Here is a 14,070-nt window from a genome sequence, read left to right as displayed (position 1 = left end):
ATAAATAAAAAGGCGGCTGATTTACAGCTGCCTTTTTATTCTGTAAAAGCAAGATTACTTATCAGACTTCTTGTCGTCTTTTTCTTCCTTAAGTTTTGACTTTGCAACTTGCTTTGCATTGTCAGTTACAAGGTCCATTGCCTTACGTACAGTGATGTCATGAGTTAACATATCATCACTTAAAGTGTTGCGAACAACCTTTTCATCCATGTTGTATTCGCTAGCTAAGTCCTTAATTTCCTTATCAATTTCGTCCTTAGTTGCTTCAAGGTTTTCAGCAGCAGCAATTGCTTCAAGAACTAAGTTAGTCTTAACACGTTCTGCAGCATCTTGAGCAAATTGCGCACGAAGTTGTTGTTCGTTAGTGTTAGTTAACTTGTAATAAGTTTGTGGGTCAATACCTTGACGTTGCATGTTACCCAAGTATTGATTTAATTGAGTATCAACATCTTCTTGAATCATTGCATCTGGAATTTCATCAATCTTAGCGTTCTTAACAGCACCTTCGATTGCAGCTTGTTCAATAGCGTCCTTAGATGCAGCTTCCTTTTGACTCTTCAAGTTCTTCTTGATAGCTTCTTTTAATTCATCAAGAGTTTCAACTGAATCATCAACATCCTTTGCGAATTCATCATCTAATTCTGGAAGATGCTTTTCCTTAACTTCGTGAAGCTTAGTAGCAAAATGAGCTTCCTTACCTGCTAAGTCCTTTGCGCCGTAGTCTTCTGGGAAAGTTACTACAACATCAACATCATCACCAGCTTCGTGACCAATTAATTGATCTTCAAAACCAGGAATAAAAGTACCTGAACCTAATTCAAGAGAGTAGTTGTCAGCTGAACCGCCGTCAAATGCTTCACCGTCAATAGTACCTTTGTAGTCGATAGTAACAGTGTCGCCCTTTTCAGCCTTACCCTTCTTAAGAACGAGTTCAGCATTTTGTTCACGACGCTTTTCAAGTTCAGCATCAATATCTTTTGCGTAAACACGAGTGTTTTGCTTTGGAACTTCAACACCCTTGTAGTCACCTAATTCAACTTCTGGTTCAATTGAAACAGTAGCCTTCATAGTCCAATCTTCACCCTTGTTCATTGAAACTGGTTCAATTTTAGGTTGACCTACAGCTTTAATTCCAGCTTCTTTAACTGCATCTGAGTATGCCTTAGGCAATACTAAGTTTAAAGCATCTTCATATAAAGCTTCTTCACCGTAGTATTGGTCAAAGATTACACGAGATACGTGACCCTTTCTAAAACCAGGAACACGTAAATTCTTCTTTACTCTTCTAAAAGCTCGGTCTAAACCAGATTTAATTTCATCTTTTGAAATATCAAAAGTTAATTCACCAGTAGTCTTACCGGTTTTTTCCCATTTAACAGACATTAATAAAATACCTCCAATGTCATTTTTGAGTTTGCTTATGCATACTAAGTTATCTTACCGTAAACTAAAACAAAAAACAAATATAAGAAGTAAAAAAAGATACACTTCCATGAAGAAGTGCATCTTTTTAACTATATCGTTAGAAATTAGTCAAGGATTTCAGTAACTTGACCGGCACCAACGGTACGACCACCTTCACGGATGGTGAACTTAGTACCCTTTTCAATGGCTGCTGGCTTAATTAAAGTAACAGTGAATTCAGTGTTATCACCAGGCATAACCATTTCAGTACCTTCTGGCAATTCAATTTCACCAGTAATATCAGTGGTGTGGAAGTAGAATTGTGGACGGTAGTCTGAGAAGAATGGGGTGTGACGACCGCCTTCTTCCTTCTTCAATACATAAACTTGAGCCTTGAACTTGTTGTGAGTTTGGATTGAGCCAGGTGCAGCCAATACTTGACCACGAACGATTTCGTCACGGTCAACACCACGAAGCAATACACCAACGTTATCGCCGGCTTCACCTAAGTCAAGAGTCTTGTGGAACATTTCCAAACCAGTAACAACTGACTTCTTAACGTCGTCTACCAAACCAACGATTTCAACTTCGTCACCAACCTTAACAGTACCACGGTCGATACGACCTGAAGCAACAGTACCACGACCAGTGATAGTGAATACGTCTTCAACTGGCATTAAGAATGGCTTGTCAGTTTGACGTTCTGGAGTTGGGATGTATTCATCAACGATGTCCATCAACTTCAAGATTTGTTCTTGAGCTTCCTTGTCGCCTTGTAAAGCCTTCAAAGCTGAACCACGAACAACTGGAATATCGTCACCAGGGTAATCGTATTCAGTCAACAAGTCACGAACTTCCATTTCAACCAAGTCGATAAGTTCTGGATCGTCAACTAAATCGCACTTGTTCAAGAATACAACGATGTAGTTAACACCAACTTGACGAGCAAGCAAAATGTGTTCACGAGTTTGTGGCATAGGACCATCAGTTGCAGCTACTACCAAGATAGCACCGTCCATTTGAGCAGCACCAGTAATCATGTTCTTGATGTAGTCAGCGTGTCCTGGAGCGTCCATGTGAGCGTAGTGACGATTTTCAGTTTCGTATTCTACGTGGGCGGTATTAATAGTAATACCACGTTCCTTTTCTTCTGGAGCAGCATCGATTTGTGAGTAATCTTCAGCTTGTGCCAATCCCTTTTCAGCTAATACAGTAGTAATAGCTGCAGTTAAAGTAGTCTTACCGTGGTCAACGTGACCAATAGTACCAATGTTTACGTGTGGCTTAGTTCTAACGTAATGTTCTTTTTCTGCCATTAAAATGACCCTCCTGTAAATTTGCAAGAAGTCCGTCGAGATAAGTTAACGGATAATTCTCTGTTGAATATTGTACTACTTTCATCGGCAAATGCCTAGTGTTTTACACGCATAGTGCCATGCCTAATGAAAATATCCTTTGCTAATTATACTAAATCCACCAAAAAAGTAAACCTTTTTTGCTCAATTATTTGGTAAATTTGCATAAATTTTTTCTAAAAGTTCTTGATTCCCTTCTCCATTGCCTTTTTCAAGATAAGAAGTTAAATCTTTAGCAAAATTATCTGGATTTGTAATGTATTTTGAAATTTGAGGATATAAACTCCCTAAGGCTAAATTAGCTTCACCAAGCATTACAGGTAACTGGCTTGGATTATTGCGATAGCGACTACCAATACTTGAAATCACCTCTTGATAAATAGGATTTTTTTCTAATAAAGTTGTATTTTTAGGAATAAATTCTTCAAGATGACCTAAAACCCAAACTTTAATTTTTTCTTTAATACCAAGTCTAACTAAATCTTCGCATAAAGATAATCTAACAGCGAAATTTTGCGTAGGATCCAATAACAAACTTTGAGCAAAATTTTTATAATTTACCAAATCAAGTTTAAGGAGCTGTTCATAGTCAAATTGACTAATTTGTTTTTTGCTTTTAAACAATTCCATAATCTTTTTTTGCTTTTCTACATCAACGGGTTCTATTTTAACTGGTATTTTTTCTCCTAAGATATTCTCTAGCTGCAATGCTTCAATCAAAAAATTATTAGCCTGCAAAATCTTAAAATACTCTTCAGAAACTTGCTTATTTGAAAAAAGATCAGGCTGAGCCTTGATAAGCGCATAAGCCTGATCTTCTTGCTTATTTTTTCGATACAAACGACAAAGTTCTAGAACTATGTCTAAAGAATTAGAAATACGTAAAGCTTCTTCTAAATTTTGTATTGCTTCACCAATATTTCCTTGTTCTTCATTTTGCTTAGCAAGTTTCATTAAATTCTTTTGACTTAATGATTCCATATTTACTTACTTTTTGTATCCCTTGTTTGATCCTTTTTAACGTTCTTCTTATTTTGATGTTCTTGCTTACTATTTTTCTTTTGTAAAGCACGATGACGATTCTGGTTAACTTCCATCACTACTGGCAAGACAACTGGACGACGATTAGTCTTTTTATATAAAAACTTTTCAAGGTCATTTCTAATATCTTGCTTCAATTCTGACCAATCGAACTTCTTATGTTCAAAATTAGCATCAATTGCCTTTTTAATAACCTCAATTGAATCACGCATTAGTTGATGATTTGCTTTGATATATACAAACCCACGGCTTGTTACTTGAGGTTGGGCAATAATTTTTTTCTTTTTACGATCAATAGTGACTACCGCAATAAAGATACCATCATCAGATAACACTTCTCGATCACGCAATACTATATTACCTACATCTCCTACACCAGAACCATCAATCATGGTATCTTCTCCTGGAACTGGATCACTTAAATAGAAACGCTTCTTTTTATAGTCATATTTTAAGCAATCTCCATTTTTGGTAATATAAACATCATCTTTGTGCATACCAGTCTTTACAGCTAATTTTTGATGAATTTCAAGTAAACGATATTCTCCAATTACAGGAATTAGGAATTTAGGCTTCAAAGTATCTAATAATAATTGTAAGTCTCTTCCAGTAGCATGACCACTGGTATGCATATTTCTGCCAAGTTCAATGACTCTTCCGCCTGCACGATAAATATAGTCACTTGTTTGAGCGACCATTGTTTCAACAGCATGAGAAGGAGTGGTAGCAATAAATACTAAGTCACCTTTATGAATAGTAATCATGCTATGACGCTTTAGAGCCATTTTTTGAAGAGAATTTAATGGTTCTCCCATTCGACCAGTTTCTAAAATTACAGTCTTATTATCTGGAGTTGTCTTAAGGTCTTTAACTCGCATCAAAAGACCTTTAGGCACCTTTAAATAGCCCAATTTCATAGCTGTACGTACAATTTTTGCTACATCACGACCAGTTAATAATACTCTTTTTCCAGTAGCATGTGCTGCGTTAAGAACTTCTTGAACACGATTTAAATTTGAAGCCTTAGCAGCAACAATTATCCTACCCTTAGCATTTCTAAAGACATCAGTTACATATTCACCAATATCTTGTTCTGAAGCATTTGGAAATGATGCTTCAGCATTTGATGAATCACTTAACAGAGCTAATACACCCTTTTGAGAAATTTCTGCTAAACGATCCATATCTGTCCGATAATTTTCAGTTGCTGTGGGATCAAACTTAAAGTCTCCTGTATATACTATTTCACCTTCAGGAGTATGGACATCAATTCCAAGAGATCCAGCAATTGAATGAGTAGTATGGAAAAATGAAATGCTTGCATTTTTAAAATCAATTTCAGTATCGGCATCAATGACATGAAACAAGTCTTTTTTCAGATGTTTATTTTCACGTTTTACCTCAATTTTGGCTAATTCAATAGTTAATTCAGAACCAAAAATCGGAATATCATATTGGCGCAAAATATATGGTAGTGCACCGATTGAATCAGCATGTCCATGTGTCAAAAAGATTCCAGCTACTTGATCACCATATTGAGCAAAAAAATCTAAATCTGGAATAACAACATCAATTCCAAATAACGAACTATCTGGATACTTTAATCCAGCATCAAGGACAAAAATTTCATCATTAACTTGAACGGCAAACATATCTTTTCCTTGTTCACGTACACCGCTCAAAATCATAACTTTAATTTGATCAGTCATAGTTTTTCCTTTTCTAAAAATTAATTATTCTATTTTTTATTTTTTATGGATCTTTCGATCACAACGTAAAAAGAATCTTAATCAATTTTAGCATAAAAGTTATAGATATGACAAAAACAAAAAAAGCTAGTCCAAATGGACTAACTTTTTTATAATGCAAAAAAGAAATTAACGACGTAAACCTAACTTCTTAATTAATGCACGGTAACGTTCGATATCGTTATTTTGTAAGTAACGAAGCAAGTTACGACGGTGACCGATCTTCTTAAGCAAACCAACGTATGAGTGGTGGTCATGCTTGTGGCTCTTCATGTGGTCAGTCAAGTTGTTGATGTCAGCAGTTAAAACTGCAACTTGAACTTCAACTGAACCAGTGTCGCCTTCGTGAGTTGCGTATTCTTTAATGATTTCGTCTTTCTTTGCTTTTGAAATAGCCATAAATATTTCACCTTTCAAATAAACTAATTGCCATTAACAACGTTAATCGTCAGGTGTGAGCGAAATAACAGCGTTAATGGTTCACAACACTAAATATAATACCTAGATTTTTTTTAAAAAGCAAGTACAATTTACCTTGCATCCCAGCAAATTCTTAAGTATAATCAATTAAGTAAAATTACCAAGTTAATGGAGGTGAATTTCATATGCCACAAATTAAATCAGCAATTAAGCGTGTTAAGACACAAAATGCTACCAGAAAGCACAATGCTGCTCAAATGAACGAACTCAGAACTGCTGTTAAGAAGTTCAAGGCAGCTGTTGCAGCTGGTGAAGAAGACGCCTCCAAGTTGCGTGTTGAAGCAGAAAGTGCTTTAGATAAGGCCGTTTCAAGAGGTTTAATCCACAAGAACAAGGCTAACCGTGACAAGAGTCGTTTGGCTAAATTAGCTAAGTAATCAACCAAAAAAACGAGGATTTTTATCCTCGTTTTTTTATACCCTTAAAATAAACATTTTTAAGAAATTATCTTCTGTATAAGTTCCATTTTTGTAATTATAATCTAATTTAATTGCCTCTTTTAATAGCTCTTCTAATTTTTCAATACTTAGCCTATTTTGCAAGGCTAATTTTACTCTATATGGGTGCACACCTAACTCTTTAACAATTTGGGTTTCTGTTCTATTTCTTTTGGCTAAAATTTTTGCTACTAGTACTAACTCAAGTTGATTTTCAAAAACAGCTATTAATTGAATTGGATTAATACCTTCATGCAATTGGTCTTCTAATCTATTAAGTGCTTCAGAGTATTTTTTATTAATTGCTGAATCAAGAATAGCAAATATATTTTGCGCAAGCGATAAATCAACATTTTGGATAACAGCTTTTTCAGTGATCCGATTATCTTCAGACGCCATCTTTAATTTTATATAATTGCTCAATATTGTATTCATTACTTGATCACTGCGTTCAATTAGTAATTGAAGAGCAGACTGAGAAATAGTGTAACCCTCTTCTTTAATAATCGACTTAGTAATCGCCCCAACTTCATACGACTTAATTTTCGGTTCAACTACATTAAAATTAGAAATAATTGATTTTGTTAATTTTTTTCGTCGATCTATTTTATCATAGGAAGCTATTAAAATTACAATATCTTCAATTTCATTTATATGTAAAAATATTTCTTCTAGCTGTTTAATTTGTTTTTGGAATTTTTGAGCAACTTTTGCAGTTAAAAAGAATGGATTTTTAACAATTATCAATTTTTGTTTACTAAATAAACTAGACTCTGTTAAATCTGCAATCAACTCATCTAAACCATCACTTTCGCAATCAACTGTTACCTTATCAAGATCTTTAAATTTATTTTCTGCTGCGTATGAACGTGCTAAATAATCATTAACAAAATCATCATCACTCCAGATTAAAGTTTGAGGATTTTTAAAATCAGAATTTTTAAATAATGAAAGTAATGTCATAATATCACTCCAGAAAAGTCTTAAACTTCGGTTGTCTCCAACCATAATACCAGCTAATCATACCATAGTCTTGTGTAGATACCCATGGTATATGTAAAGATTTTAATGTATTTAAAGTCTCAGGATGGGGATGACCAAAACGATTTTTTCTTCCTGCAGAAATAAATACCAATTCTGGTTTTAATTTTGCTAAAAATTCAGGATTAGATGATGTTTTACTTCCATGATGCCCTAACTTGAAATAATCTGCTTTAATATCAAATTTATTTATAATCTCTTTCTCGCCTTCCTGTCCTAAATCACCAGTAAAAAGCCACCTTTTATTAGCCACCTTAAAGGTAAGAGAAAGCGAATCTTCATTTTTACCTTCGCCTGATTTAAAAGGATAAACAACATTAAAGTTTATTGCTTCTTTTACTTGCATCCCTGCTAGCAATTCCACTAATTTAGTATGAGAAACTTTGCTATATATTCTTTTCTGAAATGATGGATTATCAATGAGCCCTTTTGCCATATATAATTTATCTACCTGTACTTTTTCAAGTAAAGGACCTAAATCACCTACATGATCAGCATCTTGGTGAGTTACAAATAAGCCATCAATTCTACTGATTCCTTGTGCTTTTAGCAAAGGAATTGTAATTCTATTTATCTGAGGATTAACTTTCTCGCCCGAGAAATTCAATTTTCCACCTGTATCAACCATATATACATGTCTATTTAAAGGAGTTGTTATTAAAATACTATCTCCTTGACCAACATCAATAAAAGTTACTTGTCCCCGTAATGGGAAATGAATTAAACAAAAAATACTTGCATATATAGTGAAAATAATACTGCTAATCCTTATATTTAGTTTTTTATTTTCACTTTTTTCATTAATACATACTAATAATCCTGCACTTATCAATAACAATAATAGACATTCCCACCAATTAATCTTACCAAATAACAGCATCCCTGCTTGAGTTTCAGAAATTTGACCTATAACTTTTTCACACGTCTCTAGTATGTTTTCTAAATTTACTGCAAATTTATTAGTTAGTCCAAATGTAGCTATATTAAAAAATGTAATTGGCAACACAATATAATTAAAGTATGGCACTATTAGCATATTAAAAAGTACAGTAAGTATATTTACTTGATAAAAATAAAACAACAATAAGGGCGTTAAAAACAAATTCAACAAAATTGATTGCTTAAAATTAGATAAATTATTTGTCAATTGCAATCCCAATACTAAAATATAGCTTAAGATTGCTCCAATTCCTAAAAACAATCGCGGAATAAATAATAAATGTACTAAACATGTTAATCCTAATAAATCTATCCCTGATATTTTCCAATTTTTAAATTTAAATACCTTTCCTAAAATATATGTTAAACTTGCGCGAATAAATCCAGCTTGACCCCCACTTAAAAATATTTCTAAACATAAAATGATTATAGTATAAATAAATGCCCTTTCTTGAGTAATTTTAAAAAAGTAGCATAAACTTGCAATTACTAAAGTATATATTCCTACATGTAAACCAGAAATACTTAATAAATGGATTACACCTAAATCTCGATAATTATCTAATACATCGTGATTATCTGAAGAATTATTTTCTGCTAAAATTAATTCACTAGCAAAAAATCCCAATAATTTAGGCATTTTTTTAAAATATTGTTGTAATTCAAAGCGAAAATAATGCATTTTATCCCAATATGAAACTGATGTAGTCTCAATGGTGCAACTTTTAAATCTTATTTTTTGGAAAATATTTTTGGCAGCATAATAAGCTTGATAATCAAACTGTCCAAAGTTAGTAGCTCCTTCTATTTCATTAATTTCTCCAGAAAGCCGAGTTAAATAAATTGGGTATCCCCTTTTAATAATATTCTCTTGGCTTTCATTAACTTTTCCAGAAATTGAAACTTTTTGTCCATTGCTATTTCCAATTCCTGATAACCAATTGTCTTTTATTTTAATTTGATCCGGATAAACCTTTACAATTGTATTAGCCGTTAATTGAAGATCTTTATGAGTAGAAAATATTTTTATACTTATTAAGCCTATTACAAAAGCTAATGCAGTAATTATTTTTAAAGTAGGATATTTTTTTAAAATTAAAAAAACTAAATAACAAGCAATGATAATTATCACTATTTTCTGAACTATGCTTTTTCCTTGGTAAATCCCAAAAGATAAATCTGTCATTAATAAGGCTAATAAAAATAAGTATCCCGGTTGAGAAATTCTAAATGGTAAGCTGATCTTTGAGAGCTGCAAAAGTCTTTTCTCCAATTCCTGAAACCTGAGTCAAATCTTCAATCTTTTTAAATTGTCCATTTTGATCACGATAAGCAATAATTTGCTCTGCCTTTTTTGACCGATTCCATTTAATTTTTGTAATTCTTGTGCACTAGCAGTATTCAAATTAACCTTATCACCACTATTATCAGACTGGGAAACTGACGATTCTGAAGAAGTTACATTAGATGATGAAACTGAAGTAGCATTATCTACTTTTTCACCTTTATAAGGAATGTGAATTTTATCTTGATCTTTTAATAAAACAGCTCGATTAACAGCTTTTAATTGAGCATTTTCTTTTGCTCCACCAGCTGCATCAATTAATTCTTGTAAACGTGCACCATTTTTCAAAGTATAAACACCTTGATGCTTAACAGCCCCTGTAATATCACAAGTAATAGTTTTAGACTGAATAGAAGACTGCGAGACAGCTTGAGAGGGTGAGCTTGATTGATTAGATGAAGCCCCCAATCTCTCACTAGATTGCTCCGTTTTTTCATTTAAAACACTAGAATTATCTACTAGGGATGAATTATCCTTTTTCATCCAAAAGAAAATACCAATAACAACAACTCCAATAATAAAATATTGTTTCTTTTCTAAAACAAATTCTTTGATTTTCTCTAAATTCATTTAATCACCTCATTATTTAAATACGAAAAAAGTCCAGATTTATTTCTGGACTTTTTGATTAATAATGAGTTTGTAAATATTTAAGAGCATCATCAAAATTAGAAACCGGAACTATTTTCATTTTAGTTCCAATTTGTTTTGCAGTTTTCTTTGCTATTTCATAGTTGGTTTGGGATTTTTTAACTCCAGTTGAATCAGTTGGAGCAAAAAACACCTCTGCTCCAGCCTTGTCAGCCGCCACTACTTTTTTATCAACCCCACCGATAATTCCTACCTTACCATTTGGAGCAATTGTACCAGTTCCTGCTATTTTATGACCCTTAGCCAATTTATGATGTGTGAAATATTCATAACTGGTTAAAGTAAACATTAAACCTGCCGATGGACCGCCAATATCTCCTGCACTAATTTTTAGTTTAGGCTTTGTTTCTACGCTAACTCGTTCAACTAGTTGAATACCTATCCCCGCACGCTTAGTTCCTGAAACTTTCACTATCTTTCCAGTAAAGTTTCGTTTTTGATTATTTCGTAAAACCGTAATTTTTACTTTAGACCCAATCTTCTGCTTTTGTAAATAAGACATCATCTCTTCAGTAGAATGAAAACGATGCCCATTCGCACCTAAGACTGTATCTCCTATTTGCAGCTTATTTTTAAAACTGGAACTTTTTTGGATATCCATTACATAGACACCCTGATATTTTAATTTAGGTTTCAAGCCTGCTTTTTTAGCGGCATAATAAACTGCATTTTGCTGACTAGTTTCCATATACCAATTTTGAAGCTCTTCATATTGACTATTAGATTGGTCACCTAATAATTCTGAACTAGATATTCGACTATCAAATTTTTGTGTAAAACTCCACAAATACTGCAAAATCGATGCTGGCTGTCTGGTTACACTAACAGTTACTAAATAAAAATTCTTAGGTTTCTTTCCTTTAGCTTCAAGAAATTGTCCAACAGAGAAGGCTTGCCCTGGTTCTTCAATATAATAATTAGTTGGCCAAATTGCTATCACTGCTAAGACTACAATAATTAATAAACCAACAATCCATTTAAGAGCTTTACTTTGTTTTTTAGCTTTATGCATTTATATCCCTCATTTTCTGAGTTAATGCTTTTTCAACTGAATCTGGTAAAAATTTAGAAACATCCCCACCAAATTTAGCAACTTCTTTGAGCATACTTGAAGCTACAAAACTCTGTTCAGGATCAGTAAACAATAAAACAGTGTGAATATCAGGAGCCAACTTTTCATTGATTCCCGCAATTTGCTGTTCATAGCGAAAATCATCACTATTTCTAACTCCTCTTACGATTGCGCTTGCTCCTAATTCATGAGCAACATTGACTGTAAGTTCTTCTGGTCGCTCTAGAATTTCTATATTATGGATATTTTTTAAAGCATCTTTTGCAAAATGACTTCTTTCAGATGAAGAAAACATATAATTTTTGGAAGTATTAGTCATAACTACAACATAAACTTTATCAAAAATTTCAGCAGCTTTTTTAGCAACACTTACATGTCCATTTGTTATAGGATCATAGCTTCCAGGAAAAAGTGCTATTTTCATTATTTTTCCTTTCGATAAATTCTTACAATTGTTTTACCTAAGTGATGTTCCTTAATGAGTTCAAAGTTTGGAACTTCGTCCAAAGTTGTTTGATCATCAGTTTCTGCAACAATAAGTGCCTCATCATTTAGTAAGTCTAATTTATCCATCTTTTTCATATCTTGAATAATGCGTTGCTTAGCATAAGGCGGATCTAAAAAAACTAAATCAAACTTAAGACCTTGTTCTTCAAAAAAATTTAATGCCTTATTACTTGGCATCTTATAAACTGAAAAGCGATTTTTCTCTTTAGTTAAATCAACATTTTTTCTAATTATTTCACAAGCTGCATAATTAACATCCACAATTGTTGCATGATCATATCCACGAGAAACAGCTTCAATACCTAAAGCACCACTTCCACCATAAAGGTCGAGTACTTGACCGCCATTAAAAAATTGCCCCAAGGAATTAAATAATGATTCCTTTACCTTATCACTGGTTGGTCGAGTTTTATTACTTTTTAGTGTATACAAATTTCGCTTAGCATACTTTCCTGAAATAATTCTCATTCTAGTTTACCCTCATTTTCTTTTTGATTTTCTAAAAGTTTATCTTCTGCCTTTTTAGCTAAATTTGTAATTTGATTTTCAAGATGTTCACTAGAAAGATCAACTTTTTCATCTTGAGAATATTCAACATACTTTACAAAATCTAAACTTGAAATTTCATTTAATTCATTTTCTGCATCTTTACTATCAACATATAAAACGCAATAACACATTTTTTTAGAAAAATATACAATATCACCATAACGCCGTAACTTATACTGATCACTTGCATTTTTTAAAAAAATAATTAATCCTGTTCTTTGAACAAGAGGGCTATCTTTTAAATCAAAATTTATACTCATGCTATCACTTCTAACTCCTCTTTTGCCATTTTTTCATTTGCAGAAATATTAAGAACCAAAGCAACCGAAGCCGTAAGTACAATCATAGATGAACCTCCATATGACATAAACGGCAGTGTAACACCAGTAATCGGCAAAAGTCCTAAAACTGCACCAACATTAAAAAGAGTTTCGGTAAACAAAATAGTAGTCACACCAAAGCAAATTAAGGCGTTAAATTGTGAATTTGCATGTAATCCTACTTCCATGATGCTCCACATCAAATAAAATAGTAAAACTAAAATCAATCCAGCTCCTGCAACCCCCAATTCTTCAGCAGTAATTGACAAAATAAAATCTGTATAAGGTTCAGGTAAATAGCCACGCTTTTGCATGCTATTTCCTAATCCTACACCAAAAATATTACCATTGTGAATTGCATAATAAGAATTTACTAATTGTGCTCCACCTTTACGCTCTAATTGAAATGGATGAAGAAATGACATCAATCGTTGAAATTGATAACTTTCTTGTAAAAATTTAGGATTCCAAGTAACTACGATAATAAAAATCGCAGCTACCGAAATCACTATAAACGCTAACCATCTTAAGGCGATTGCAGTCGGTACTCCAGAAACAGAAAACATGACTAAAACAATCATGAATAAAATAGCAGTCCCACCAAAATCTGGCTCAACAATAACTAAAGCCATCATTACAGCCGCTATTGCTGCAGGACGCCCTAATTGCTTCCAAATTTGCCCTTTAACAAGCTGCCCATCACGCTTATCCAACATATATGCCAAATATATTACTAATGCAAGTTTTGCCACTTCTAAAGGCTGTAAATTAATGAAGCCCAAATTTATCCAACCAACTGCTCCATTAACAGCAACGCTAGAACCTTTAAAAATTTTCATTACAACTAAAACAGCTAGCATAATCAAACTAATCATCATAAACCAGATAACAAATTTTTGCTTTTTAAATACATCCAACTTTAATGCAAAAATAGGAACTCCAAAGCCAAAAAATGCTACTGCAGCATATATAGCTTGTCTTATTCCATAAGTAGCCGGCTTAAAGCCATTCATTAATAGAATGTTTGAACTTGCTGAATAAACCATAATAATCCCCATTACAACTAAAATTAGATATGGGATAAAAATATGATAATCAAGATAATGTATTTTTCGACGCACTACAGCCGTCCCCTTTTTTAAATATAATCTAGTTTATTATAAAACAAAAAGGTCATCACT

At 33.0% G+C, this 14,070-nt stretch carries 13 protein-coding genes and 1 pseudogene; 1 reads left to right on the top strand and 13 read right to left on the bottom strand.

Annotation, left to right across the window (positions count from 1 at the left end; translation table 11 throughout):
* Positions 1–54: 54 nt before the first annotated feature.
* The 5 genes from tig to rpsO form a co-directional block, all read right to left on the bottom strand.
* Positions 55–1,383, bottom strand: coding sequence for a trigger factor (gene tig / locus FOD82_RS03790; protein WP_144355162.1), 1,329 nt, complete (start codon positions 1,381–1,383; stop codon positions 55–57).
* 146 nt (positions 1,384–1,529) lie between these two features.
* Positions 1,530–2,720 carry an elongation factor Tu gene (gene tuf / locus FOD82_RS03785; protein ID WP_144355161.1) on the bottom strand — a complete coding sequence of 397 codons (1,191 nt, stop codon included), beginning with the start codon at positions 2,718–2,720 and terminating at the stop codon, positions 1,530–1,532.
* Positions 2,721–2,903: 183 nt separating this feature from the next.
* Positions 2,904–3,740, bottom strand: a complete 837-nt coding sequence (locus FOD82_RS03780; protein ID WP_144355160.1) for a tetratricopeptide repeat protein — start codon at positions 3,738–3,740, stop codon at positions 2,904–2,906.
* Positions 3,741–3,742: 2 nt separating this feature from the next.
* On the bottom strand, positions 3,743–5,509 hold the full coding sequence (locus FOD82_RS03775) for a ribonuclease J (RefSeq protein WP_144355159.1): 1,767 nt from the start codon (positions 5,507–5,509) through the stop codon (positions 3,743–3,745).
* 168 nt (positions 5,510–5,677) lie between these two features.
* A complete protein-coding gene (rpsO, locus tag FOD82_RS03770; RefSeq protein WP_144355158.1) occupies positions 5,678–5,947 on the bottom strand; it encodes a 30S ribosomal protein S15 in 270 nt (89 codons plus the stop codon).
* A gap of 206 nt (positions 5,948–6,153) precedes the next feature.
* On the opposite strand from rpsO, the gene rpsT reads away from it, so the two are divergent.
* Positions 6,154–6,405 carry a 30S ribosomal protein S20 gene (rpsT, locus tag FOD82_RS03765; protein WP_144355157.1) on the top strand — a complete coding sequence of 84 codons (252 nt, stop codon included), beginning with the start codon at positions 6,154–6,156 and terminating at the stop codon, positions 6,403–6,405.
* A gap of 36 nt (positions 6,406–6,441) precedes the next feature.
* On the opposite strand, the gene holA is transcribed toward rpsT, so the two are convergent.
* From holA to FOD82_RS03725, 8 genes and pseudogenes are all read right to left on the bottom strand, one after another.
* Entirely contained in the window at positions 6,442–7,428 is a 987-nt protein-coding gene (holA, locus tag FOD82_RS03760) for a DNA polymerase III subunit delta (RefSeq protein ID WP_144355156.1), read from the bottom strand.
* Between the two features lie 4 nt (positions 7,429–7,432).
* Positions 7,433–9,703, bottom strand: a complete 2,271-nt coding sequence (locus FOD82_RS03755; RefSeq protein ID WP_144355155.1) for a DNA internalization-related competence protein ComEC/Rec2 — start codon at positions 9,701–9,703, stop codon at positions 7,433–7,435.
* A pseudogene (locus FOD82_RS03750) lies at positions 9,672–10,360 on the bottom strand (helix-hairpin-helix domain-containing protein). Before FOD82_RS03750 ends, FOD82_RS03755 begins: the two are co-directional and overlap by 32 nt.
* 58 nt (positions 10,361–10,418) lie before the next feature.
* A complete protein-coding gene (locus FOD82_RS03745; protein WP_144355154.1) occupies positions 10,419–11,453 on the bottom strand; it encodes a SepM family pheromone-processing serine protease in 1,035 nt (344 codons plus the stop codon).
* The gene (gene coaD / locus FOD82_RS03740) at positions 11,446–11,937 is read right to left on the bottom strand and encodes a pantetheine-phosphate adenylyltransferase (protein ID WP_144355153.1); all 492 of its coding nucleotides are present in this window, start codon (positions 11,935–11,937) and stop codon (positions 11,446–11,448) included. The genes FOD82_RS03745 and coaD overlap by 8 nt, the downstream gene beginning before the upstream one ends.
* A complete protein-coding gene (rsmD, locus tag FOD82_RS03735; protein ID WP_144355152.1) occupies positions 11,937–12,488 on the bottom strand; it encodes a 16S rRNA (guanine(966)-N(2))-methyltransferase RsmD in 552 nt (183 codons plus the stop codon). Before rsmD ends, coaD begins: the two co-directional genes overlap by 1 nt.
* Positions 12,485–12,829 carry a YlbG family protein gene (locus tag FOD82_RS03730; RefSeq protein WP_144355151.1) on the bottom strand — a complete coding sequence of 115 codons (345 nt, stop codon included), beginning with the start codon at positions 12,827–12,829 and terminating at the stop codon, positions 12,485–12,487. The genes rsmD and FOD82_RS03730 overlap by 4 nt, the downstream gene beginning before the upstream one ends.
* The gene (locus FOD82_RS03725) at positions 12,826–14,010 is read right to left on the bottom strand and encodes a putative peptidoglycan glycosyltransferase FtsW (protein ID WP_144355150.1); all 1,185 of its coding nucleotides are present in this window, start codon (positions 14,008–14,010) and stop codon (positions 12,826–12,828) included. The genes FOD82_RS03730 and FOD82_RS03725 overlap by 4 nt, the downstream gene beginning before the upstream one ends.
* Positions 14,011–14,070: the final 60 nt, after the last annotated feature.

This window comes from Lactobacillus sp. LL6 (genome assembly GCF_007570935.1).
In the GTDB taxonomy this organism is placed as follows: domain Bacteria; phylum Bacillota; class Bacilli; order Lactobacillales; family Lactobacillaceae; genus Lactobacillus.
The sequence above is the reverse complement of the archived record's forward strand: the minus strand, read 5'-3'. Positions and strand labels throughout refer to the sequence as shown.